20 protein-coding genes are annotated in these 23,507 nt (G+C 63.4%); 16 read left to right on the top strand and 4 right to left on the bottom strand.

What is annotated here, in order from left to right; all coding sequences use genetic code 11:
• From AC3WJM_RS10815 to AC3WJM_RS10805, 3 genes are all read right to left on the bottom strand, one after another.
• Entirely contained in the window at positions 1-993 is a 993-nt protein-coding gene (locus AC3WJM_RS10815; protein WP_492271874.1) for a 1-phosphofructokinase family hexose kinase, read from the bottom strand.
• On the bottom strand, positions 990-1,802 hold the full coding sequence (locus tag AC3WJM_RS10810) for a DeoR/GlpR family DNA-binding transcription regulator (RefSeq protein ID WP_492271873.1): 813 nt from the start codon (positions 1,800-1,802) through the stop codon (positions 990-992). The genes AC3WJM_RS10815 and AC3WJM_RS10810 overlap by 4 nt, the downstream gene beginning before the upstream one ends.
• A 183-nt stretch (positions 1,803-1,985) precedes the next feature.
• On the bottom strand, positions 1,986-2,177 hold the full coding sequence (locus tag AC3WJM_RS10805) for a hypothetical protein (RefSeq protein ID WP_492271872.1): 192 nt from the start codon (positions 2,175-2,177) through the stop codon (positions 1,986-1,988).
• 719 nt (positions 2,178-2,896) lie between these two features.
• Here AC3WJM_RS10805 and AC3WJM_RS10800 point away from each other — a divergent pair.
• Entirely contained in the window at positions 2,897-3,634 is a 738-nt protein-coding gene (locus AC3WJM_RS10800; protein WP_059388409.1) for a GAF and ANTAR domain-containing protein, read from the top strand.
• A 9-nt stretch (positions 3,635-3,643) separates the two neighbouring features.
• Here AC3WJM_RS10800 and AC3WJM_RS10795 read toward each other — a convergent pair whose 3' ends face one another.
• Complete coding sequence (locus tag AC3WJM_RS10795) at positions 3,644-4,075, bottom strand: SRPBCC domain-containing protein (protein WP_492271871.1); 432 nt, start codon at positions 4,073-4,075, stop codon at positions 3,644-3,646.
• Between the two features lie 317 nt (positions 4,076-4,392).
• On the opposite strand from AC3WJM_RS10795, the gene AC3WJM_RS10790 reads away from it, so the two are divergent.
• From AC3WJM_RS10790 to AC3WJM_RS10720, 15 genes are all read left to right on the top strand, one after another.
• Positions 4,393-6,444 (top strand): hydantoinase/oxoprolinase family protein, encoded by a 2,052-nt coding sequence (locus AC3WJM_RS10790; RefSeq protein ID WP_284990765.1) that lies wholly within the window; start codon positions 4,393-4,395, stop codon positions 6,442-6,444.
• A 10-nt stretch (positions 6,445-6,454) separates the two neighbouring features.
• Positions 6,455-8,128: a hydantoinase B/oxoprolinase family protein gene (locus AC3WJM_RS10785; RefSeq protein ID WP_284990764.1), complete on the top strand. Its 1,674-nt coding sequence runs from the start codon at positions 6,455-6,457 to the stop codon at positions 8,126-8,128.
• A 24-nt stretch (positions 8,129-8,152) separates the two neighbouring features.
• Entirely contained in the window at positions 8,153-9,175 is a 1,023-nt protein-coding gene (locus AC3WJM_RS10780; RefSeq protein WP_492271870.1) for a sugar ABC transporter substrate-binding protein, read from the top strand.
• A gap of 132 nt (positions 9,176-9,307) precedes the next feature.
• Positions 9,308-10,819, top strand: coding sequence for a sugar ABC transporter ATP-binding protein (locus AC3WJM_RS10775; RefSeq protein WP_492271869.1), 1,512 nt, complete (start codon positions 9,308-9,310; stop codon positions 10,817-10,819).
• A gap of 9 nt (positions 10,820-10,828) precedes the next feature.
• The gene (locus AC3WJM_RS10770) at positions 10,829-11,812 is read left to right on the top strand and encodes an ABC transporter permease (RefSeq protein ID WP_059388414.1); all 984 of its coding nucleotides are present in this window, start codon (positions 10,829-10,831) and stop codon (positions 11,810-11,812) included.
• An 83-nt stretch (positions 11,813-11,895) separates the two neighbouring features.
• Entirely contained in the window at positions 11,896-13,248 is a 1,353-nt protein-coding gene (locus AC3WJM_RS10765) for a hydantoinase/oxoprolinase family protein (protein WP_284990761.1), read from the top strand.
• Positions 13,245-14,327 (top strand): DUF917 domain-containing protein, encoded by a 1,083-nt coding sequence (locus AC3WJM_RS10760; RefSeq protein WP_284990760.1) that lies wholly within the window; start codon positions 13,245-13,247, stop codon positions 14,325-14,327. Before AC3WJM_RS10765 ends, AC3WJM_RS10760 begins: the two co-directional genes overlap by 4 nt.
• Positions 14,320-15,855: a helix-turn-helix domain-containing protein gene (locus tag AC3WJM_RS10755; RefSeq protein WP_253257244.1), complete on the top strand. Its 1,536-nt coding sequence runs from the start codon at positions 14,320-14,322 to the stop codon at positions 15,853-15,855. The genes AC3WJM_RS10760 and AC3WJM_RS10755 overlap by 8 nt, the downstream gene beginning before the upstream one ends.
• Positions 15,852-16,307, top strand: coding sequence for a GAF domain-containing protein (locus tag AC3WJM_RS10750; protein ID WP_492271868.1), 456 nt, complete (start codon positions 15,852-15,854; stop codon positions 16,305-16,307). Before AC3WJM_RS10755 ends, AC3WJM_RS10750 begins: the two co-directional genes overlap by 4 nt.
• 17 nt (positions 16,308-16,324) lie before the next feature.
• On the top strand, positions 16,325-17,539 hold the full coding sequence (locus tag AC3WJM_RS10745; RefSeq protein WP_492271867.1) for a metal-dependent hydrolase family protein: 1,215 nt from the start codon (positions 16,325-16,327) through the stop codon (positions 17,537-17,539).
• Between the two features lie 75 nt (positions 17,540-17,614).
• A complete protein-coding gene (locus tag AC3WJM_RS10740; protein WP_307053873.1) occupies positions 17,615-18,232 on the top strand; it encodes an alpha/beta hydrolase in 618 nt (205 codons plus the stop codon).
• Positions 18,233-18,386: 154 nt separating this feature from the next.
• A complete protein-coding gene (locus tag AC3WJM_RS10735; RefSeq protein WP_253257245.1) occupies positions 18,387-19,397 on the top strand; it encodes a LacI family DNA-binding transcriptional regulator in 1,011 nt (336 codons plus the stop codon).
• 17 nt (positions 19,398-19,414) lie between these two features.
• On the top strand, positions 19,415-20,152 hold the full coding sequence (locus AC3WJM_RS10730) for an HAD family hydrolase (RefSeq protein ID WP_492271866.1): 738 nt from the start codon (positions 19,415-19,417) through the stop codon (positions 20,150-20,152).
• A 40-nt stretch (positions 20,153-20,192) separates the two neighbouring features.
• Complete coding sequence (locus AC3WJM_RS10725) at positions 20,193-22,583, top strand: glycoside hydrolase family 65 protein (protein WP_492271865.1); 2,391 nt, start codon at positions 20,193-20,195, stop codon at positions 22,581-22,583.
• 159 nt (positions 22,584-22,742) lie between these two features.
• Positions 22,743-23,507: hypothetical protein (locus AC3WJM_RS10720; protein ID WP_492271864.1), on the top strand; the 765-nt coding region annotated here is incomplete at its 3' end.

Raw genomic sequence — 23,507 nt, 5'->3', positions numbered from 1 at the left:
TTAGTCCTTCTGAAGGGCCGTGATGGTAACGGCGTCGGGAGTTGTTTGGTGGACCGCCGGGACAGTGGAGCCCGGCAGCGAAGCAGCGGCGGCACCATGTGCCACAGCCTGACGGAGGCAGTCCTGCGAGGTTCCGCCGTTGGTGGCGGCCAGCAGATAGCCAGCAAGGGATGAATCGCCGGCACCAACTGTGCTGACGGCTTGGATCGGCGGATGCGTGGCGAACCACGCGCCGTCGGCGGTTACCAGGACGGCGCCCTTGGAACCGAGTGTTGCGAGTACTGCACCCACGCCGCTGCCGACGACGGCGGCAGCGGCCCTGGCGGCAAGGCCCGGGTCCGCTTCCAGTTCGTCAGCCGTGTGGACGTCTGTGAGGCCTGCTGCGGCGGCCAGTTCGGCCAGTTCTTCCGCGTTGGGCTTCAGGAGATCGGGCTTGCCGCTGATGCCGTTGGAATCGCCGCTGATGGCGGCTGCCAGCGGGGCGCCGGAGGAATCGATTGCGATAAGCGGGGCGTCGCCGTCGTGCGTTGAACGGAGCCTGCGGGCGACCGTGGCGTAGAAATCCGCCGGAACTCCTGGTGGGAGCGATCCGGCGAGTACCACCCAGCTGGCGCCACGGGAGCGGTCCAGCAGCAGCCCGATCAGGGCTTCCTGCTCGTCCAGGCTCAACTCCGGGCCGGGTTCGTTGATCTTGGTGGTGACGCCGTCCGGTTCGGTGAGCGTCACATTGCTCCGCAGCGGCGCGCTGATGGGAAGCGCCGCGTAGGGGACGCCGTCGTCGAGCAGTCCGGCGAGGACGGGATCGGAATCCCCGCCCGGCAAGACAGCAACGGTGTCCAGGCCCGAGGCGACAAGCGCCCGGGAGACATTGACGCCCTTGCCGCCGGAGTGCTGGTGGACGGCGACGGCGCGTTGAACCTCGCCGCGGGCCAAGGGGGCCGGGAGCTCCACGGTGCGGTCCAAGCTCGGGTTGGCGGTCAGGGTGACGATCATGCGATCACCACGTCGACGCCGGCCTCAGCCAAAGCGGCAGAGAGCTCTTCAGAGGGTTCGTGGTCAGTAATCACGGTGTCCACATCTTTTAGGGCGGCGAACTGGACGAGGGTTTCCGCGTCCAGTTTGGAGGAGTCCGCGAGGACGACGACGCGCCGTGCGGACGTGACGAAGGCGGCCTTGACGGCGGCTTCTTCGGGGTCAGGGGTGCTGAGCCCGAACGTGGCGTGGATACCGTTGGCGCCGACGAAAGCGATGTCCGGGCGGAGCCGGGAAGCGGCCTCGACCGTGGACTGGCCGACGGCGGCCTGGGTGAGACCGCGGACGCGGCCGCCCAGGATCTGGAGTGCGATGTGCGGGTTGCCGGAAAGCCGTCCGGCAATGGGGATGGCGTGGGTGATAACCACCAGTTCTTCACGCGGGGCGGTCCCGTTGAGGGACGCCGTGCGCTGGGCGGTCCGCTGGTCGAGTAAACGGGCGAGTGCTTCCGTGGTGGAGCCGGCATCGATCAGGATGCTGCCGGCTCCGTTCTCGGGGATGAGGGCAAGGGCGGCCTCGGCGATGCGGACCTTTTCCGGCTGGCGCTGGATGGCCCGCTCAACCACGCTTTCCTCGCGGGTGCTGAGGCGGTCCGACGGGACGGCCCCGCCGTGGACGCGGCGAAGGTTGCCGGCGGATTCGAGGGCAGCGAGGTCACGGCGGACCGTCTCTGTGGTGATGCTGAATCGGTCTGCAAGGTCCGTGACGCTGACCCGCCCACGCTCGGCGACGAGCTCGGAGATCAGCTGTTGGCGCTCCTCGGCGAACACATACCCTCCATTGCGTACAAGCTGTAAGTACACCAGTGACAGTCATCACATGATGTGGAATTGCTTGACTCTATCTTTGTTCATGTTGGTCTGTCAACAGAAAACAACATAAACAAAGATCTTTGCTTTGGTTTGGGTTTGTTGAGGTGTGGTTTGGGTGCTAACGCCGGACCGGAGGCCGCCCTATGGCCACTCGATCTCCCCTAGGCCCGGGTAGTCGATGGGGAGGTTGTCCGGGTCTGGGGGATCGGGCAAGCGGGACTGGGTAGGGGAATCCGGTTCGTGCCGGTTCTTGTTCCTCTTTTGGTCCAGTCGATCGGAATCTTGCCCGGAGTCGCCTTCGGGCCGGCGCTGCTGTGTACTTTCAAGCTTCATGGTGTTTCCTTCGGGTAATGCTGCACATTGTTGGCTAAGCAGGTATTTCCAGCTCGAACCCGCAACTGCATCTCAAGACCTTGGTGTGGAGCCGGGCTTCCGGGGGAGAGCTGCGCGATCGGGGCACGCCCGTCTGCGGTGCCCTGAAGCTTCGCAGCGCGGTTTTCACCTCACGGAGTGGTTCGCTGCAATGGAAATAGTGGCTTCCGAACTCCAGGAGGCCATCCTGAATCCCCCGACGATTCAGGATGGCCCCCGCCTGCTGGACGGTGGCCGCGTGGCTATAGGAAAACCCGCAGGAAGTGCACGTGTAGAACACGGCAAGCTGTTGGGAAGACCTTGGAGACCGGGCCTGGATGGACTCGATGATCAGGTGCCTGTCCGTTCCGCAACGGGCACACCAAAGGGGGGCAGCCCCAGGCTGATGTGGTTCGTGGGGGACGGCGGATTCGGAGACGGTCGACATCGACTAGCTCCGCGCCGGTAACAGGCATTTGCTCATCAGGCAGCACCTTCACATTGAGTGACATGGCGCCCGGCTGCTTGAGCGAAAACAGGCCGAAGGCTCGGCCCCTGTCCGGAGTTCTGCACGGACTGTAGAAGAATTGTGCACTCTGTACCCCCGGCGCGCAAGACCGGCGGAACGTTTGTCCAGTTGGTGGACGCTGCATCGTGCGCCTTTTTCTGCCATTGCCGCCCTGCTGCTCGTAGACTGAGCCATGGACGAAATGGGCCTGAATGCCTCGGTAGTGGGACAACTCCAGGATTTGGTCATCGACAGTGAAGACGTCAGCGGCTTCCTCGAAGACCTTGCGGTGTTCACGGCCTCGTCGGTGTCCGCTGCGCGCGGCCAGGACGTCCTGTGCGGGGTCACGTTGAGCCGGCGCCGCCGATCGATGACGGTCGCGGGGAGCAGCCACGAAGCGCGCCTTATTGACGAAGTGCAGCAAGCCTATGGAGACGGGCCATGCCTCGAGGCGATGAGAACCGGGAAGTCCGTGCTCGTCCGGGATACGTCGACGGACTCCCGGTGGCCTGAATACTGTTCCACGATCGCAGAGCGCGGGCACTTGGCGGTGCTCTGCGTCCCCTTGCGCCTGGAAGAGGGCGCGACGGCGGCGATCAACCTTTTCGCTCCGCACTCCGATGCCTTCGACGAGGCCTCCATCCGCAGTTGCGAGCAATTCGCGAGCCAGGCAGAAAAGGCTCTGCGGCTGGCGGTCCGAATCGGTGCCAGGCAGCAACGCGCAGAGGACCTCGAGCAGGCCATGCGTTCCCGGACCGCCATCGATCTGGCAACCGGCGTCATCATGGGCCAGAACAGGTGCAGCCAGGAGGAGGCCTTCAGGATTCTAAGTAAGGCCTCGAACGGCAGGAACCAGAAACTGAGGGACGTTGCGGAATCCCTTCTCCAGTCCTTGACGAACGAAACGCCCGTCTCACACTTCGACGCATAGAGGGCCCCGCTAGCTGCGCTCCGCGATATTTTTGACGCTCTCCACGAGGCTGTCCCACATGCCCTTCGAATGCGACGCTTCTTCCGCGCTGGCGTTGTTGTCCTGCGCCAAGGTCAGCTTGGTCATCCCGCCTTCCGGCTCCAAAGTCCACGTCAGCGTGTGGTAGTTCCCGGGAGTGTCTTCTTGGCCGGACAACGGACTGAAATGGGTGTTTACCAGCCGCTTCCCTGGCTCGAACTCAAGGATGACACCCTTGTCCTCATAGTCTTTGCCCTTCCAGACCCCGCGCCAAACAATAGGTCCGCCAACCGTCCAGTCGGTGACCACCTCGGTCCCGAACATGAACTCCTTGATGGCCTGGGGATCGGTGAGTACCGACCACACCCGATCGGCGCTTGCATGGATCGTGATGGTTGAACTCGCAATGAAGTTGCCTGCCATGTCCATCTCCTTTTCACGTGGTCGGCGTCCGGGCGCCGGCGCAACAGAGTCTACGCCCGGGAGCGACGGCCGGCGGAGAGATGCCGAATTGCGCTCTCCGTCACGTCAAGAGATTCAGGGTGTTTTCTCTTAGGCTCGCAGCACGTCTCAGAATTGTGGCTCTGAACTGCGGCGATAGTCGGATTTCGATGGTCGTTAGGCAGTTCGCCCTCGGGGTAGATGCAGCATCGTGCAGTTTGCCCACGTCCGGAAAAGCCGGGTCCGTAGCGTGATGTCTCACACATCGAGTTCCCATTCAGAACCATGAGGAGACATACATGCCGAACTACAGGGTGTCCATGGACATCGGTGGAACGTTTACCGACATTGTCGCTTACGATCAGCACGCCGGAACCTATACGGCCACCAAATCATCCACTACGCCGGGGAATCTGAGCGCGGGCGTCATCGCCGGCCTCGAGTCCATTGTCGACGACCTGTCCGACATCGAGTTCCTGGTCCACGGCACCACCCAGGGATTGAATGCCTTCCTTGAGCGTCGCGGCGTACCGGTGCTGCTGCTGGCCACCGCCGGAGTCGAAGACACTTATCACATTGCCCGCGGCCCGCGCCTTGAGCTCTACAACGCCCAGTACCGCAAGCCTTCCCCGCTGCTCGAGCGCAAGGATGTCATCGGTGTGGGAGGGCGCCTGGATGGGCAAGGCCTCGAGATCAGGCCATTGGACGAAGTTGCCGTCCGTCAGGCAGGCCGTCGGGCAGTGGCCGAAGGTTATGGCGCAGTCGCCGTCGCATTCCTGTTCAGCTACAAGAACCCCGCTCACGAACTTCGGGCCCGGGAAATCCTGCTCGAAGAACTAGGCGAAGATTTCACCGTTTCGCTTTCCCACGAGGCCGCGAAGGAATGGCGCGAATACGAGCGCACCTCATCCGCCGTCGTCGAGGCCTACACCGGACCAGTGGTCCGCAACTACCTCCTGGACCTCGAAAAGAAGCTCGGGGACCGCGGTGTGGAAGCCCCGCTGCACATCATGCAGTCCTCCGGCGGGGTGCTCACCGCTGAGTCCGCACGGAAGCGCCCGCTCCAGACCCTTCTCTCGGGCCCGGTCGGGGGCGCCATGGGCGACGTCGAACTGGCCGGCGTTTCGGGAAACCGCAACCTGATCGGCGTCGACATGGGCGGAACGTCCTTCGATGTCTCATTGGTAGTCGACGGCAAGCCCGACGTCTCCACGGAGGCACATCTTGAAGGCCTTCCAATGCTCATGAGCGTGGTCAATATTCACACCGTGGGCGCTGGCGGCGGCTCGGTCGCCTGGCTCGAAGCCGGTGGCCTCAGGGTCGGCCCGCGTTCCGCGGGAGCCACTCCCGGACCTGCCTGCTACGGACGTGGAGGCACGGAACCTACCGTCACCGACGCCAACCTGGTGCTGGGGCGCGTGGACCCTGACTGGTTCGCAGGCGGACAGGTGTCCTTGGACCGGGAAGCGGCGATCGCCGCCCTGAAAACGGTTGGCGACCGGCTCGGTCTGGACCCCATTGCCATGGCCGAAGGGATCTGCGACGTCGCCAACTCCCAGATGGCCCAGGCGATCCGGACCATCACGATCTCCCGCGGGATCGAACCCCGGGACTTCGCGCTCGTGGCATTCGGGGGTGCTGGTCCCATGCACGCAGTCTTCCTCGCCAAGGAACTGGGCATCCCGGAAACAGTCGTCCCCCGGTTCCCCGGAGCGTTCTCGGCCTGGGGCATGCTGCAGACCAACATCCGCAAGGACTTCTCGGAGCCGTATTTCTACCTCGACGAGGATATCGACGTGGCCCACATGGCCGGCGTGCTGCGGTCGATGGAGTCTGAGGGCCTGAGCTCCCTGGCCTCCGAGGGCGTGCCGGAGGACAGCCGCCTCACCAATGCATCAGTGGATGTCCGCTACCAATCGCAGGAATTCTCCCTGAACGTTCCGCTCGCCTCCGCTGACGAACCGGAATCCACCGACTTCGTTGCCGCGTTGGCCTCGCGTTTCTCAGCGATGTACCACGAGCGCTATGGGCATTCCAACCTTGGGGCGCCCATCGAAATCGTGGCGCTACGGACGCAGGCCGTCGGCGACCTGGGCCGTCTTGATGCGCCACGTTTCGCCACCGCACAGAGCGCTGAGTTCAAGCATGAAATCCGCCCGGTGGTGTTTGAGCACATCGAACACCAGACCACCGTGGTCCGCCGTGACGACTTGGCCGCCGGCCATGCCTTCGAAGGCCCCGCCATCATCGTGGAACAGACCGCCACAACCGTGGTGCCCCCCGGCTTCGACGTCATCGTCGACGAATTCGGCTCACTGATCATCCGCACTCAAGACGTCGAAGGAAACTGAGGTACCAACAATGACAATCACTGCAGTCAAGACCCTGGATCCAGTCACCGTGGAGATCATCCGCAACGCGCTCACCAGCGCCGCGGACGACATGAACGCCACCCTCATCCGCTCCGCCTACTCACCCATCCTTTACGAAGGAGGGGACTGCGTCGTGGCGCTCCTGGACACCGAGCACCGCGTGCTCGGACAGTCCGCTGGGCTGCCACTGTTCTTGGGCAACCTGGAAACCTGTTCCATCGCGGTGGAAGAACTGTACGGCCGCGACGTCTGGAAGGAAGGGGACGTCTGGATCCTCAACGATTCCTATCTTGGCGGAACCCACCTGAACGACGTCACCATTTTTGCCCCGATCTTCGACGATGGCGCTGTGGTCGGCTTCGCAGCCACCCGTGCGCACTGGATGGACATGGGCTCCAAGGACGTCGGCGGTTCCATGGATGCGACGGACATCTTCCAGGAGGGCTTCCGGATGGGCCCGGTCAAACTGATCGAGGCAGGCATTGAAACCTCCGTCGTGGATCTGATCCGAACCAATGTCCGCTTCCCCTACCAGACAATCGGTGACATGCACGCGATGATCGCCGCCCTTCGGATGGGCACCACCCGGATGAAGGAGCTCGTGGGCCGTTACGGGATGGACCAACTGGACGCTGCCCGGGATGAGATCTTCCGTCAGACGGAGGAAATCGAGCGCGAGACCGTCCGCAACATTCCCGACGGCGTCTACGAAGCCGAAGGCGTCCTGGACAACGACGGCATCAACCTGGACACCCCGATTCCGATCAGGCTAAAGATCACAGTCTCTGGCGACACCGTTGATTTCGACGTAACCGGATCGGCTGACCAGACCATGGGGCCCGTCAACTGTGGCGCCGCCCAGGCAGTCTCCGCACTGCGGGTCGGCTACAAGCTCCTTGTCAGCCCGGACTCCAACTCGAACGGCGGGTCTTTCCGGCCGTTGACCACCCAGGTGCGTTCAGGTTCAGTTCTCGGCGCGGTGGCGCCAGCCCCGTGCCAGTGGTACTTCTCCCACCTCGGACTACTGATCGACCTGGTTTCCAAGGCCATGGCACCGGCCATGCCCGAGCGGGTTGCCAGCGCCAGCCACGGCGACTCGATGATCATCACTGCAGCCGGTTTCGATCCTCGCTTCGGCCGGAACTTCGTGACCATGGAGGCCACACTGGGCGGTTGGGGAGCCTGGCAAGGCACCGACGGCGAGTCCGCGATGATCAACAACGTCAACGGCTCCCTCAAGGACCTGCCCATCGAAATGATGGAGACCCGCTACCCATTCCGCATCAACGAATACTCCATCCGACCCAACTCCGGCGGCCCCGGCCAGTGGCGCGGCGGAAACGGAGTCATCCGTGAATACGAGTTCCTGGCCGACTGCGTCGTGGGGCTCTGGTTCGAAAGGTCCAAGACCCCGGCCTGGGGACTGTTCGGCGGCTCAGACGCCCAAGGGCCCGAGGTTGTGTTCAACCCAGGTCGCAGCGATGAGGTCCGCACTCTGAAAGCCAACGCCCGCAAGGTCAAGGCCGGCGACATCGTCCGGCTCGCAGTCGGCGGCGGCGGCGGCTTCGGGGACGTCTCCCAGCGCTCCCGGGACGAGATCACCTACGACATCGTCAACGGCTTCATCACCGAGGACTTCGCCAAGACCCACTACGGATACTAAGCCCCGCCCACAGAAGGACACCCAATGAAAAACATAAAGAAATCAGCCACAGCCGCGGCGCTCATCGGGCTAGCGCTCCTGACGTCAGCCTGCACCCCACCCACGCAAGCGGCCGCGGGACCAGCTTCGACGGCGGACGCCGGCAAACCCCTCAACGTCGGATTCTTCGGCTTCGCCAAGTCGAACGGCTTCGCCCAAGGAACCTTCCTCGGCGTCCAGCAGGCGGCCAAGGCCAACAACGCCAGCGCTACGTTCGTGGACCCCAACTTCAACGCCCAGACCCAGGTCCAGCAGATCCAGGACGCGGTCACCTCAAAACAGTTCGAGGTGATCGTTATCCAGGCGAACGACAACCAGGCCCTCATTGCGCCACTGCAGCAGGCCGTCCAAGCTGGCATAACGGTGGTGGTCGAGTTCTCCGTTATCGGTCCGAAGTTCGACACTATCCAGCCCCAGGTCCCCGGTGCGATCAGCATCGTTGACCTTCCCACCAGCAACGGCAAGATGCTCGGCCAAATGGGCAAGGATGCCTGCGCCAAAGTCTCCAAAGACACCTGCAAGGTGGCCTACCTCGAGGGATTCAAGTCCCTGCCGCTGGATAACGCCCGGACCGAAGCAGTGAAAGCTGAGCTGGCCACTGATCCGAAGATCAAGCTGGTGGCCAGTGTCGAAGGCGGATACACCCAAGACAGCGGCCGGCAGGCGTTCCAGAACGTTTCCCAGGCCAACCCGGACGTCGATGTCGTCATCGGTGCATCCCAGGCGATCACGGGTGCGGCCGCTGCGGCTGGCAATAGCAACATCAAGTTCATTGGCAACGGTGCATCTACTTCGAATGTCGAGGCCGTCCGATCCGGTAAATGGTTCTCCATCTACGTCAGCGACGTGGTGGCGAACGGCGCCAAGGCCACGGAACTCGGCCTTGCCAAGGCCCGGGGACAGCAGGTGGAGACGGCAGTGGACGAGGCGAGCTTGGCTCCCAACAAGGCCAAGGGCACCAAGGAAGCCCTCGACGCCGTGAACTACGTCTCGAAGTACTCTGACTAGCCGACTTATCACCCTCGTGGTCCTGTCTTGCCGGGGCTGAAATCCCGGCAGGGCAGGAGCCCCCGCCCCGGTCCCGGCAGGACCGGCCAAACGTCCATTCCATCTCCCGAGGTCAAAATGGCTATACAACAGTTGGATACACCAGAGCGAGTCAATCGGAGTGCCGCTCCGGAAATCACCGTCTCCGGAATCGGAAAGCGGTACGGTGCCAGCACTGTGCTCCGCGATATCACGTTGTCGGTGGCTCCGGGGGAAATCCACGGCATCATGGGGGAAAACGGTGCTGGCAAGAGCACGCTGCTGAAGATCCTCGGCGGCGCCATCGCGGCAGATTTCGGCGTCGTCAAGCTTGATGACCGGGAGGTGAAGATCGCCGAGCCCAGGGACGCCATCGCACAAGGAATATCCCTTATATCCCAAGAGCTGGCACTCGTTCCTGGCCTTTCAGTGCTGGAGAACGTCTTCCTGGGCCGATGGGCCAACACAGGAAGCCTGCTCCGTTCGCGGCGGGACGCCGATCACTTGGAGCGCCTCCTGGCCGAGACCGGCTTTGAGCTTGACCCCCGGGCGATGGCGGGGGACCTCCCGATCGGTCAGCAGCAGCAGGTCGAAATCCTGAAAGCCCTCGCCCGTGGCGCCAAGGTGCTGTGCATGGACGAGCCGACGGCGGTCCTGAACGAGGCCGAGAAAGCAAAGCTGTTGAAGGTGATCAGGAGCCTCGCGCGTTTAGGCACCACCGTCATCCTCGTATCGCACTATCTGGAGGAAGTCCTGGGTTTAGTGGACCGAGTGACCATTCTCCGCGACGGACAGCACATCACCACTGAGGACGCCTCGGGGCACACGCCCGAGTCGCTCGTCGGCCTGATGGTCGGCAGGGAGGTCGATTTCCTCATTCCGGAGGTTCAGCCGGTACCCCCGGAAGCAAAAACGGTGGTCCAAGTGGCGGGACTGAACAGCTCAAAAGTGAAAGACGTCTCCTTCACGGTCCGCCAAGGCGAAATCCTGGGTATCGCTGGCCTGGTGGGCAGTGGCCGCAGCGAGACCCTGCTCGCCATGTTCGGTGCTGATCGAACCACCAGTGGATATGTCCAGATCAACGGCCGACGCCTCCGTGCCAACTCCATCCGGCAAGCCATCAAAGCCGGAATGGCCCTCGTCCCCGAGTCGCGGAAAGAACAGGGCCTAGTCATGTGCCGGCCGGTGGACGAAAACATCGCTCTTTCCACCTTGTCGGGCCGATCACTGGGCGGTTTCGTCAGGGTAGCCCGGGAAAAGGCAGCCGTATCCGAAATCAGCCATTCCGTCGACCTGCGCGGCGCCCGCCGCGGCTCGCTAATTGCCGATTTGTCCGGAGGAAACCAGCAGAAGGCGCTCTTCGCCAAGTGGCTGCTCAATCCTCCGGCGGTGCTGCTGGTGGACGAACCCACGCGTGGTGTCGACATCGCGGCCAAGGCTCGCATCCACGGCATGATCGCTGACCTCGCAGCAAAGGGCACGGCTGTCGTCGTTGTCAGCTCCGAACTCGAGGAAGTCATCGGCCTATCCCACCGTATCCATGTCATGAGGCAAGGCCGCATCGTTGCTGAATTCGACCGGAACGCCTCCCGCGATGAAGTCATGGCTTCCGCATTTCTGAAATAGGTGAATCAAATGACCACAGTTACTGCTGCCGTGTCCGAGCCGGCCGAGAAGAAATTCAAGCTCAATGTCAGGGATTTCGGGATCGTCTTCGGACTGATCGCCATCATGCTGCTACTGACCCTCAATACCGGAACGTTCCTCACGGGCCGAAATTTCATCAACCTGTTCGACCAAGCTGCCATCGTGGGACTGTTGGCCGCTGCCGCCACACTGTGCATCGTCAGCGGTGTCTTCGATCTTTCCTCCACCGCAAACTTGGCTGTCTCCGCCATCGCCGGAGTGATGATCACCCAGCACTTAGGGGTGATCGCGGGATTCGTCGGCGCATTGTTGGTGGGAGCCGCCCTGGGAACCGTCACCGGCCTGATCGTGGTCAGTACGAAGGTGAATTCCTTCATAGGCACGCTGGCGGTGAGCATCATTTACCGCGGCCTGGCCATCGTGATCACGGGCGGAGCCATCGTCGCGCCGCTGCCCGAGCAACTTGCCGCCTTCCAGACGTGGACCTGGCCCAGTCTCTTCGGCCTCACTGCGGGCTCCGTGCTCATGGTAGCCATGACGATCGTCCTAGGCATCGTCCTCTGGCGCACTACGTTTGGCCGCAGGATTTACGCCGTGGGCGGCAACAAGGAAGCGGCACGCCTTAGCGGTATCCGCACCGGTTCCATCCACGTCGCCGTCTTTGCCATCAGCGGCCTGTGCTCCGCGATGGCCGGCATGATTCTTGCTTCGCGCGCAGGCTCAGCCCAGCCAGCCATGGCCATCGGCATCGAACTCACGGCCATTGCCGCCGTGGTCATCGGAGGCACCAGCATTCTCGGCGGACACGGTGCTATGTGGCGGGCATTCGTCGGAGTCATGATCCTGACCGTCATCGGCAACGGCTTCAACCTGCTCCACTGGGACACCACCTACCAGCAGGTTGTCACCGGCGTCCTCATCCTGCTTGCAGTCGCCGCGGACGGATTGTTCTTCCGCAAGCGCACGGGCTAGGCCCTATCGGGGGACGCTATATACATGGAACATGGTCATGACCCGGTGAGGGAACTGCGGCAGGCTGAACAGGAGGCCGAACAATGCGCATAGGGCTGCGGTTGCAGGGAACAAGCTGCCGGACCTTGGTGCTCGACGGGCACAGCGTGGTGGCCGCCGCGGCTGCGGAGCGATGCAGCACGCTTGCGGAGGCCGTCGACACCACCTTCGAAGAGCTTCGCCACGAGCTTGGTGCGGAAATTACGAAAGTAACGGATATTACCTCCGACGCCGGAAGCGTCCTCGCTGCGCGGAAACTAGCCTCGGTCATCGCGATCCGGATTTCGCCCCGCCCGCCTGCGGACGCGTTCCACGTGACTGGGCTGCCGGCACTCGTGGTACCCGTGGTGGCCCGGACAGTCCACGTCGGCGGAGGCCACGACCTGCGAGGACGCCCCCTCGCTCCGCTAGGTTTGGAGGCTTTCCTGGCCGAACTTCCGGACATCCTCTCCGGAGACGTACGGAACATTGCAATCACCTCCGTGGGGTCGACAGCGTCGAAGGATCACGAAACGCGCATTGCCGATGCCATCCTGTCCAGTGACAGCGAAATGCGCATCAGCATCTCCAGCGACTTCTATTCCAGTGTTTTCCGCGACCGTGACTACACAGCCATCCTCAACAGCGCCCTCATGGAAACAGGAGAGGACCTGGTCGCGATGCTGGAAGCGTCGGGACGGCGGCATTTTCCCTCCGCCACGATGTGGTTCGCCAAGAACGACGGCGGCCGCGCGCCGCTCGCGCGGCTGGCAGTGATTCCGATTCACGGGTTGCGCCCCGAACCCGCTATGCAGATCCTCGGCGCGGCTACCTTGGCCGGCGCCCCGGATGGGGAGGTCGTCATCTGTGCGGACTCTGGGGTCACCGTGGGCCAAATCCGCGGGGGTCTCCCTGCTACGCGAAGCGTCATCCGCCAAGGGTACGAGGCGAGCCTCGCCAGCAACGCCGCCGTCGTCGAACCGTACACGGCCGACCATCCGGTCCGCCCTGCGGTCCCCTCGGTGGTTGCGGACCTCCGAAGCGGGCAGGACACCCCGCTCCCGTTCGGGCTGGTTCCCACGCTGGCAGCTGAGCACGACGCCGCGCAGGTGGGCTCCGCCGTCGCGCCCCTGACCGCCTGGATCGACAGGTTGGAGACTGTTAGCGGTCGGGCGGACCTCCAGTTGGTGCAGCGTCGCGCGGAAGAAGATGCCGAGTCGGCAGCCGTTCAGTTGGGGGCGAGCCCCGGGCTCACGCGGATCATTGAATCGAACGTCTATGCCATGCCGTATGGCAACCCCGGCATCGTGCGGATCAGGGTCCAAGCCGCTGGTGAAGCCTCCGGGGACACGATTGAAGATGCCCCCGAAATACAAGGACGGGCACCCTTCGGGGCGGAAGAGGGTGTCATTCGATGAGCGCCCTGCTGACGGTGGAGGATGTCCGGCACCTGCGGACCGGCGCCCACTTCCTGGCCTGCACCATCGACCCGACAGCCATCTACGTTTACGCGGAGATGATTGAAAGGGCCATGGAAAACCGCGTGTTGGAACTCATCTCGATTGACGAGCTGGCCCCCGATGACCTCGTGGTTGCGATCGGAATGGTCACTCAGGGTCTCCTCATCGCGGATATGCCTCCTGTAGGTGATGAGTTCATCGGGTGCATCCGTGCCATCGAGGCCAACCTTGGCCGGCAGGTGCGGGCGATCTATTCGCTCGCCGCCGCCAACATCAACGGAATTGTTCCCCTCATGGTCGGGCTGCAGTCCTCGCTGCCGGTGATTGATTCCGACCCCATGGGCCGTGTATTTCCCTTGATCAGCCAAACAACGCTGAACATCGGCCACGTCCCCATCAGTCCGATCGCCCTCATGGGAGTTACCGGCGAACGGGCTGTGGTGGAGGCTGAGAACCCGCAGCGGGCCGAAACCCTGGTGCGGGCACTCGTCACGGAGATGGGTGGGTGGGCCGCTACAGCCATGTATCCGTGCTCAGCGGGCCAAATGCGCGAGCACGGAGTCCACGGCTCCATCAGCCGGATGATCCGAATCGGGGAGATTCTCGACGGCGAAACGTCGGTTGGACGCAAGTTCCAGCAGCTCGCTGAATTTCTGGGTGCCACCCGGATTGCCCGGGCCCGGGTGAGTCACGTCGAAGGCCTGTCGCGCCCTTCGGACCTAGGCCTTCCGGCGCTGCCGTCCAGCGTGACGCTCGTGGACGAACGATCCGGGCAGATCATCCGCTTGGAGATCCAGAACGAAATCTTGCTGGCCCTCGTCGACGGCGCCATCGCAGCTGCCGTCCCGGACATCGTCTCGCTGCTCAACTCCGAGCACGGCACGGTCGTCAACATCGACGATGTGCGGGTGGGCGATGTCATTGACGTCCTGAAGATCAAGGCCGCGGCGCAGTGGTACTCGGAGGCAGGCCTTGATCTTGCTGAACCAAAGGCCTTTGGTATTCCGATCGAGCACCCAAGGCGGCAACATGCGTAGGTCGAAAAGCGAGAACCATCTGGATGTCGCCGCGCTCCTGGCGCACGGCTCCCTCCGCGGCACCACCCCGCTGTATCTCACTCCGTCCAGCGCGGCAATCGATGGCGTCGTTCTTGTCTCCCAGCTCGATGCCATCCAGCGGGTGCGGCCCAACACCGTCATCGTCCTTTCAGCGGAGATGGGCTCCGGCGGCTGGCTGGTGTCCGCAGCTCTGCGGCACGCCTGGGAGCGGAAGGCCAGCGCCGTCGTCGTCGCTGGAAGTACCTACTCCAGCGCAGTGATCGGCCTCGCCGAGCGGCTGGGTATCACCTTGCTGGCCGCCGAGGGCGACACGTCAGGCATTGCCCTCGCACTCGCCGCTGAAATCGGCGCTGCCCTTTCCGTGGTGGACGCTGAACTGGCGCGGTTTGCCCGAGCGGTCGCGAAGGACACGACCTTGGGAGCTGTCCTGAATACCATCTCCAGGGAGCTGGACGGTATTGAAATCTTGCTGGAGTACGACGGCGTGAGCCTGGCGTCCGCGGGAACGCCCACCCGGGAGGCAGTCGAAATCATCACCGTGGATGTTCGCGGTTCGAATAGCTCCATCCCGTCCAGGCTCACCGCGAGGGTACCAAGATCCGGAGTCCACAACCTGCAGCTCGTCCGGTCGATCCTCGAGGTGGCAACGCCGTCGGTAAACGCTGCGTGGCTGTTGGGAGATGTCCTCGACACTGCGCGTGCAGTACCCACGGCGGCCCTTGTCGGCTTGAACCACGACCCCGGCTCCTCCTGGACCACGTTCGTGGAACGTCACCGGCACTTGCTCTCCCAGCTGGGCTGGCGTGGGGAGGAGCAATATGTGGCCGTGTGGATCCGCAGGGCGTCGTTGGAAGCTCATCGCCCGGAGCTCACAGCGGTGCTGCGGTTGCTCTGGCGGAAGGTCACAGTCCGCAGCCCCCTGGCCGAAGTCCACGGTGGCTGGCTCGCCCTTGTTCCCGTCAGATACCAAGAGTCGGCGGACCAGCTCGAAGCGCGGATCCGGGTCCGTCTCGGGAAGTCTTTAGAGGAACTGGGGCTGGGGGCAGGACTCTCTCGGTGGCGCGAGGAACCCGTGGCACTGCCGAATATCGTCCGTGAATCCCGTTTGGCCGCTGAATCCGCTCTCTCGACGGGACCCGGCACCGTGGCAGGCTTCGCCAACCTCGACGTTGCGGCGGCCGCGACGTTCGTCGATGAGGACTCGGTCCTGCTCGTGGCCGAACTGACGCTGCCGCTGCTCATGGCCAGCCCGGACAGAGACCTCGTCATTGCGGCTGCAGGGGCCTTCCTCGACCACCACGGCTCCGTCAGCCTCGCAGCAAGCTCCCTTGACCTGCACCGGAACACCCTGCAGAGCCGGCTAAACCGTGCCCGCGAACTGGGCGTCCCCCTCGACACCCCAGCCAAGCTCTTGTCCGTCCATCTCATCCTCAGCACACTTCGCCGCTCAATCCACAACAAGACGAGTTCCGCCAATCCCGGCTATAACCAGAAAGGACTCCCATGAGTTCCCAGTTCGAAAACTTTGACGATGTCTATGCCGCCGCACAGGAAACGCCCAGCGTCATCCTGTTCACCGCTTCCGTCGTCGCCGACGCAGGCACCAGCATGGCGCGCATTTACACAAGCCACCCGGGGGTCTACCCCGTGGGCGGAAGGAAGACCCTGGGCGGGGACACCAACCCGGTGTGGCTCGAGCAGGTCCTCAAGGGCCAGCAGCCGTTCCTTGGGGCGGACAAGGAAGCAGTCCGGGCATTCTTCTTCGACTCCGCGACCATTGAGTCGCTGGGTTGCGGCGCCATCGTCAACGTTCCAGTGGTAAGCAACGGTGAGACCATCGGATCCATGAACTTCCTTGCCGCTGAGGGTAGCTACGGGCAGACATCGGTGGATGCGGCCGTGGACATCGCCCAGCGCTCTGTCCCGCTGTTCGAACAAGCGATTGCCACCACTAACTAGGAAAGGAATCTCCACACGTGACCACTACGCCGCCGGGAACACTGACCATCCGGAACGCCCTCATCTTCGATGGCGAGACCCGGAACCTGATCGAAGGCTCCATCACGGTCCGCGAGGGCCGGATCACCGAAGTGGGGCGAGAAGTGGAAGAGGCCGGAAAAATCGTTGACGCCGACGGCCGTACCGTGATTCCCGGGCTCATCGATGCGCATTTCCATGCCTACGCGCTCAGCTTGACTGCCGCCAAGAACGAAACGGGGCCGTTGAGCTACTCTGCGCTCGCAGGGGCCCGGCGACTTGGGGCAGCCTTGAACCGGGGCTTCACGAGCGTCCGTGACGTGGCCGGGGGAGACATAGGCCTTGCCAATGCCATCGACGAAGGCTTGTACGCAGGTCCGAGGTACTTCTTTACCGGACCGGCCCTGAGCCAGACAGGTGGCCACGGTGACATCCGGGCCGCGGACGACGGCGGGTGCTTCCATGGCGGCCACATGTGCGAAGTGGTGGACGGCGAGGATGAGCTTCTGCGGGCCGTGCGCAACCGCTTCCGCACCGGAGCCACGGCCATCAAGCTCATGACGTCCGGCGGAGTCATTTCGCCCGTCGACCCCATCAGGGTTCCGCAGTACAGCTCGGCCGAAATCCGCACTGTAACGGAAGAGGCCTCCCGCCGGGGCAGTTATGCGACGGCCCACGCTTACTCGCCCGAGGCCATCCGTCATTCGGTGCTCAACGGGGTGCGCTGTATTGAGCACGGCAATCTGCTGGACGCCGAAACTGCCCGCTTGATGGCTGACAATGAGGTCTACCTGGTTCCGACTTTGGCGACCTACGACGCGATGGCACGGCGCGGCGAAGAAATCGGTCTCACGGAGATAGGGGCGGCCAAGAACAGGGAAGTGCTGAATGCCGGCCGGAATGCCGTCGTGTTAGCACGCGACGCGGGGGTCCGAATTGGATTTGGTACCGACCTCATGGGGGAGCTGGAGGACGAGCAATTGGCCGGGCTCCGCCTGCAATGCGAAGCACTGGGTGTCTACGATGCGCTCCGCTCTGCGACATCGACCAACGCAGCCCTGTTGCGTCGCGATGACCTGGGCCGCATAGCCGAAGGAGCCTTTGGAGACCTGGTCATCCTGGACGGAAACCCTGTCGATGAACCGTCGGTGCTCTGGGACGAAAGTCGCACACGTACGGTCATCAAGGCCGGACAGGTCATCACAAGGCAGTAGCCAGCCGCTAGAGGCGGCCTTGAACCGAGGCCCGTGCGGTCGAACGGGCCGCCGGCCCCCACTAAGCTGTGGCCCATGGAAACTGTCGTCTGGTCCAGACCGGAAAATGAGCGCGCAGGGACGCCGCTCCTGGTGATGATGCACGGATACGGCACGGACGAGCAGCGAATGGTGAATCTCTTTCCGCAGCTCCCCAAAGAATTCACTTGCGCTGCGCTCCGTGGGCCCATGGCGATAGGGGACCACTACGGCTGGTTCCTGCTGGACTACTTCCTCGCCAACGACTTCGCGGACGTCATCACGGCCACTAACAAGGTCTTCGCCTGGATCGACTCCGTCAAGCGGAATCACAGCAGCGTGAGCCTCCTGGGCTATTCCCAAGGCATGGCCATGGCCAGCACGCTTCTGCGTCTCCGTCCGGAAGGCTTCAAAGCGACAGTGGGCCTCTCCGGATTCGTGCTGGAAAACGACCTTCTGGCGCTCAGCGAGTCCTTCGATTCGCCGCCGCCGTTCTTCTGGGGCAGGGACAAAGCCGATCCCGTGATCTTCAGGGATGCCATTGAGCACACCGAGGAATGGCTCAACAAGAACATGGCTCTCACCTCGAGAACCTACCCCGGCATGGGCCATCGGATCGAGGCCCGGGAAATGGCGGATGTGAGCGCGTTTCTGCGGTTTTACGTCCTTCGTTGAAGTGAGGTCCGCGTCACATTCGGGGATGCCGGAAAACAACTCTTGATTGCCAAAATTGTAAGCGCTTACACTCTTCTTCGGCGGTGCAAGGATGTGCCGCCAAATCCAGAAGATGAAAGGGTTGAGGCCGTGTTGAATGGTTAAGGCTCACCGCGTGACAATCCAGGACGTTGCCGTCCTCTCGGGCTTGTCCATCTGCACCGTTTCACGCGCCCTGCGGAACCTGCCGAACGTGTCCGAAAAAGCACAAGCCAAAGTGGCCGACGCCGCAGCCAAGCTCGGCTACAAGGCATCCTCCGCGGCGGCCCGGCTGGCCGGCGGAAATACCGGTTCCATCGCCATCATCACTCCTACCGCCACCGCGTGGTTCTTCGCCCAGGCCGTTGAGGCGGCCGAGGAAGTGTTCGGAGACAGCGGTTTCGACACCGTCCTGATCAGCCTGCGCGGCAAGTCGAGCGTCAAGCGGAAGATCTTTGGCGACCTCCTTGGACTGTCCCAACGCGTGGATGGCGTGCTGCTCCTCAACGTCGATTTGAGCGAATCCGAGGTTGCCCTCCTGGCCGCGTCCGGCCTTGCAGTTGCGAGCGTGGGGATGACTTCCGTACCGTGGGACAACGTAGGGATCGACGACGAACTCGCAGCTTGGCAGGCCACCTCCCACCTGCTGGGGCTGGGCCATTGGGATCTGGCGGTGCTTTCCGGCCGCGAAACCCAGGAGAACTCGGTGTTGACGGCCAGCGACAGGCTCAAGGGATTCAGCCGTGCATTGAAGGACCATCACCTGACTGTTCATCCGGACTTGGTCATCAATTCGGATTCCACGATCGACGGCGGCCGTATAGCCATGAACGAACTCATTGCCCACAGAAGCCTTCCCACCGCGGTCTTCGCACACTGTGACGAGGCGGCGTTCGGGGCACTGATGGCCTTGCGAGAGCATGGGCTGTCCGCACCAAAGAATGTCTCCGTGATTGGAATCGACGACCACCCCATGAGCTGGTTCCTCGGCCTGAGCACGGTGGCGCAGCCAGTGGCGGACCAGGGTGCCTTCGCCGCCAACCTCCTGGTGGACCGGCTCCAGAACGCCGACGCCCCCAACGAACCCTCCCATCATTTCCTTGACACGAAACTCATTGAACGCAAAACCACGCGCCGCCAGCGCTGAACGGACCACTCCACACCATGACTGATATCCGAGCCACCCAGAAGACCGCCTGGACGGGCGCCACCGCGCTCCTTTTCGACCTCGACGGCGTGCTGACGCCAACCGCCGTGGTGCATGAGCAGGCTTGGCAGGAGCTCTTCGACGGCTACCTGGCCGAAACGGGCCATCCGGACGGCTACCAGGAGAGCGACTACTTCGACCACATCGACGGCAAGCCGCGCTTCGATGGCGTGCGTGATTTCCTCACCTCCCGTGGAATCACGTTGCCGGAAGGACCCACCGACGACGATCCCGCCAACACCAGCGTGCAGGGCCTGGGCAACCGCAAGAACCGGATCTTCAACGAGATCGTGGATTCGCGTGGCGTCGAGCCCTACGCGGGCTCCGTCCGCTTCATCCACGCCGCATTGGAGCTGGGACTCAAGCTCGCCGTCGTGTCCTCTTCCCGCAACGCGCCCGCCGTCCTGAAGGCGGCCGGACTGGATGGCTACTTCCCGGTGGTGGTCGACGGCCAGGTGGCGGCCGCCGTCGGGCTCCCCGGCAAGCCGGATCCGGCCACGTTCCGTTACGCCGCCGAACTGCTGGACGTTCCAGCCGAGGGCTGCGTCGTCGTCGAGGACGCAGTGTCCGGCGTGCAGGCCGGCAGTGCCGGGAACTTCCGCGCCGTGATCGGGGTGGACCGGGGAGCCGGCCACCAGACCCTGCTCGACGCCGGCGCAACGTTCGTGGTCGACGACCTCGATGACCTCCTCTAACCAAGCCGTTTCACCAGAAACAGAAGGAACCCAACAGTCCATGGCACTCATCAGCTCCGACCGGCTGCGCTTCCCCTGCGAACCGTGGAAGCTCGTGGAGAGCATCCACGTTCCCGGCGACGCCGGTACGCTCGAAACCCTCTTCAGCCTCGGCAACGGCCACCTGGGCATCCGCGGTGCCCATTGGGCCGGGGCGGACGCCGAACTCCCCGGCACGTTCATCAACGGTTTCCACGAAACGTGGGACATCAAGCACGCCGAGAACGCGTATGGCTTCGCCCGCACGGGACAAAGGATCGTCTATGTGCCGGATGCCAACAACTTCAACGTTGTCATCGACGGCGAGCAGCTGAGCCTCACAGAGTCCGCGGTGCAGAATTACCGCCGCAGCATCGACTTCGCCACGGGTGTGTACGAATGCGCCGTTACCTGGGAGTGCCGTTCAGGCGCCATTGTCACCACCCTGGAGCGCCGCGCCGTCGGGATCGATTCAAGGGGTTCCCTCGGCATCGAGCTGAGCCTCACCGCAGACCGCCAGGTGTCCGCTGACATCACGTCTTTGGTGATCAATCGGCAGGACCAGCCTGTGGAGGACCACTCGGCCCACGACCCCCGCCGCTCCGGCCGCCACGCTGGCCGGGTGTTGCTTCCGCTCCACCTCCAGGGCTCCGACGGATCGCTGCGCATGGCTTGGGAAACCGCTGAATCCCGGCAGCGCATCGGCATGGCCGTGGACCATTGGATATCCGCCGAAGGCCAGCCCTTCGAAACCGTGGTGGGGGAGGACGAGTCAACGGTCCGCTACGTCATGGCCGTGAATGAAGGCGAGACGTTCCGCTTGGAGAAGAGCGTCAGCTACGTCGTGAACAGCGCCGATGCAAGCGAATCAGACCCGGGCGAGATCCTCGCGTCCGACGCCGAATTGGGCCTCGTGCCGTTTGACGCGCTCCTCGCCGAAGGCACGGCGCACTACCGGGATTACTGGTCTACGGCGGATATCACCATTGGCGGCCAGCCCGAACAGCAGCAGGCCGTGCGCTGGAGCCTGTTCCAGCTCGCCCAGGCCACCGCGCGGGCCGGCGTCGCGGGCATCCCGGCCAAGGGCGTCAGCGGCTCCGGCTATGAGGGTCACTACTTCTGGGACCAGGAGGTGTACCTCCTGCCGTACTTGACCTATACCAACCCGGCCGCCGCGCGCCAAGTGCTGGAATCCCGCCACGCCATGCTTCCCGACGCCCGGATTCGGGCCAAGGAACTCAGCGTGGACGGTGCACTGTTCCCGTGGCGCACCATCAACGGGCTCGAGGCCAGCGCGTACTACGCCGCTGGCACGGCGCAGTTCCACATCGCCGCCGCCATCTCCTTCGCAGCCAACCGGTACCAGTGGGCCAGCGGCGACGCGAGCTTCCGCGCCGAAGTGGGCGCCGACCTGTTGATCGAGACGGCCCGCATGTGGGCTTCGCTGGGCTTCTTCGGCAAGGACGGCTTGTTCCACATCCACGGCGTCACCGGCCCGGATGAATACACGGCGGTGGTCAACGACAACCTCTACACCAACGTCATGGCCCGCTTTAACCTGCGGGCCGCTGCGGCACTGGAACACCCGGACGTCCCCGACACCGAGCGGATGGTGTGGCAGCAGGCCGCCGCGCGTATGTCCCTTCCCTACGATCCGGACATGGAGATCTACAGCCAGGACAACGACTTCATGACCCTGGAGCCGTGGGACTGGAACACCCCTAAGTCGAAGTACCCGCTGCTGCTCAACTTCCACCCGCTGGTGATCTACCGGCACCAGGTCCTCAAGCAAGCGGATACGGTACTGGCGATGTTCCTGCAGTGGCAGGACTTCACGGCCGAGGAAAAGCAGCGCGCGTTCGACTTCTACGATCCCATCACCACCGGCGACTCCACCTTGTCCGCCTGCGTGCAGGGCATCATGGCGGCCGAGGTGGGCTACTCCGACGTCGCGCTCAAGCACTTCACCGAGGCCTTGTTCATCGACCTGGACAACACGCACCACAACACCGTTGACGGCGTGCACATCGCGTCCACCGGCGGCATCTGGAGTTCCCTGGTGTGCGGTTTCGCGGGCATGCGTGACCAGGGCCAGGTCCCGCACTTCGATCCGCGGCTGCCGGCCGAGTGGGACAGCCTGTCCTTCCGGCTCAAGATCCGCGGGCGTCTGTTGTCTGTCGAGCTGCGCGCGGGGTCCATCAGCCTTGCGCTGGTTCCGGATTCAGGTTCTCCTGGGCTAGGGTCCGACGCCGGTTCCGCACCTTTGGAGGTCAGCGTGCGCGGCGAGCGGCTCGTCGTCGGCGTCGAGACCGTCACCGTGCCCCTCGACGAAGTGCCGGTCCCCGCGCCGTCGGTCTTCCCGAGCCTCTTCCCGACGGCCGGACTTCCGGTGATTGGGAGCGCGCGGGTCTAGGCGGGCCCCGATCGGTTGCTGCGTAACTGTCGTTTTAGGGCCCGAAAACGACAGTTACGCAGCAAAGGATTGATCGAGTGCGACGGCGCCGGGGCCCGCAGTACTGCAGGGTCGTTTGGGTTCTGTGGCCCACCTCGCATCTGGTAGATTGTCGCAAAAATGACGGTGATCCATGCCGTCGAGGCAATTGGGGGTCTCCTGCGCGTGCGTGGATTAAAGTTCTTGGCTGTTTTCGCTGTCCTGCTTGGATTGCTCGCCTCCACCGCCGGGGTTTCAGCGCTCCCAGCGTATGCTCGCGTTCCAGAGAGTTCCCCGGCATCTGCTGTAATGCGCGGTCCAACGGAACCGGTGGACCCTGGCACATTTGTATCGCTTTCACCGTTCCGCGCCCTGGATACGCGCGGCGGTTCGCCTGCGGGTGCTGATGCGCCTGTGTCGTTCCAGGTGGGTGGTGTTTCTGGGATTCCGGCGAATGTCTCGGCTGTGGTGTTCAATCTGACGGTGACGGGGCCGCAGTCGTTCGGGTTCGTGAGTGCGTTTGCTTCCGGTACTGAGCGTCCGAATGCGTCGAATGTGAACTTCGGTGTTGGTCAGACCGTGGCGAACTCCGTGACTGTGCCGGTGGGAGCTGACGGGAAGGTGACGTTGTTCAACCGTTCCGCCGGTTCCACCGATCTGATTGCCGACGTCTCGGGCTATTACCTGTCGGGGGCTCCGGTTGTTCCGGGTGCGTTTGCGCCGTTGGCTCCTTCGCGGATGCTGGATACGCGTGGTGGTGTCCCTGCGGGTGCTGATGCGCCTGTGTCGTTCCAGGTGGGTGGTGTTTCTGGGATTCCGGCGAATGTCTCGGCTGTGGTGTTCAATCTGACGGTGACGGGGCCGCAGTCGTTCGGGTTCGTGAGTGCGTTTGCTTCCGGTACTGAG

Source organism: Arthrobacter sp. FW306-1B-G06A (genome assembly GCF_058781765.1).
The sequence above is the reverse complement of the archived record's forward strand: the minus strand, read 5'-3'. Positions and strand labels throughout refer to the sequence as shown.

Coding starts and splice junctions, on each gene's coding strand:
- AC3WJM_RS10750 (WP_492271868.1), top strand. CDS start 15,852: ATGAGTTCCCAGTTCGAAAACTTTGACGATGTCTATGCCGCCGCACAG.
- AC3WJM_RS10740 (WP_307053873.1), top strand. CDS start 17,615: ATGGAAACTGTCGTCTGGTCCAGACCGGAAAATGAGCGCGCAGGGACG.
- AC3WJM_RS10800 (WP_059388409.1), top strand. CDS start 2,897: ATGGACGAAATGGGCCTGAATGCCTCGGTAGTGGGACAACTCCAGGAT.
- AC3WJM_RS10790 (WP_284990765.1), top strand. CDS start 4,393: ATGCCGAACTACAGGGTGTCCATGGACATCGGTGGAACGTTTACCGAC.
- AC3WJM_RS10780 (WP_492271870.1), top strand. CDS start 8,153: ATGAAAAACATAAAGAAATCAGCCACAGCCGCGGCGCTCATCGGGCTA.
- AC3WJM_RS10770 (WP_059388414.1), top strand. CDS start 10,829: ATGACCACAGTTACTGCTGCCGTGTCCGAGCCGGCCGAGAAGAAATTC.
- AC3WJM_RS10760 (WP_284990760.1), top strand. CDS start 13,245: ATGAGCGCCCTGCTGACGGTGGAGGATGTCCGGCACCTGCGGACCGGC.
- AC3WJM_RS10805 (WP_492271872.1), bottom strand. CDS start 2,177: ATGAAGCTTGAAAGTACACAGCAGCGCCGGCCCGAAGGCGACTCCGGG.
- AC3WJM_RS10785 (WP_284990764.1), top strand. CDS start 6,455: ATGACAATCACTGCAGTCAAGACCCTGGATCCAGTCACCGTGGAGATC.
- AC3WJM_RS10730 (WP_492271866.1), top strand. CDS start 19,415: ATGACTGATATCCGAGCCACCCAGAAGACCGCCTGGACGGGCGCCACC.
- AC3WJM_RS10755 (WP_253257244.1), top strand. CDS start 14,320: ATGCGTAGGTCGAAAAGCGAGAACCATCTGGATGTCGCCGCGCTCCTG.
- AC3WJM_RS10765 (WP_284990761.1), top strand. CDS start 11,896: ATGCGCATAGGGCTGCGGTTGCAGGGAACAAGCTGCCGGACCTTGGTG.
- AC3WJM_RS10815 (WP_492271874.1), bottom strand. CDS start 993: ATGATCGTCACCCTGACCGCCAACCCGAGCTTGGACCGCACCGTGGAG.
- AC3WJM_RS10725 (WP_492271865.1), top strand. CDS start 20,193: ATGGCACTCATCAGCTCCGACCGGCTGCGCTTCCCCTGCGAACCGTGG.
- AC3WJM_RS10795 (WP_492271871.1), bottom strand. CDS start 4,075: ATGGCAGGCAACTTCATTGCGAGTTCAACCATCACGATCCATGCAAGC.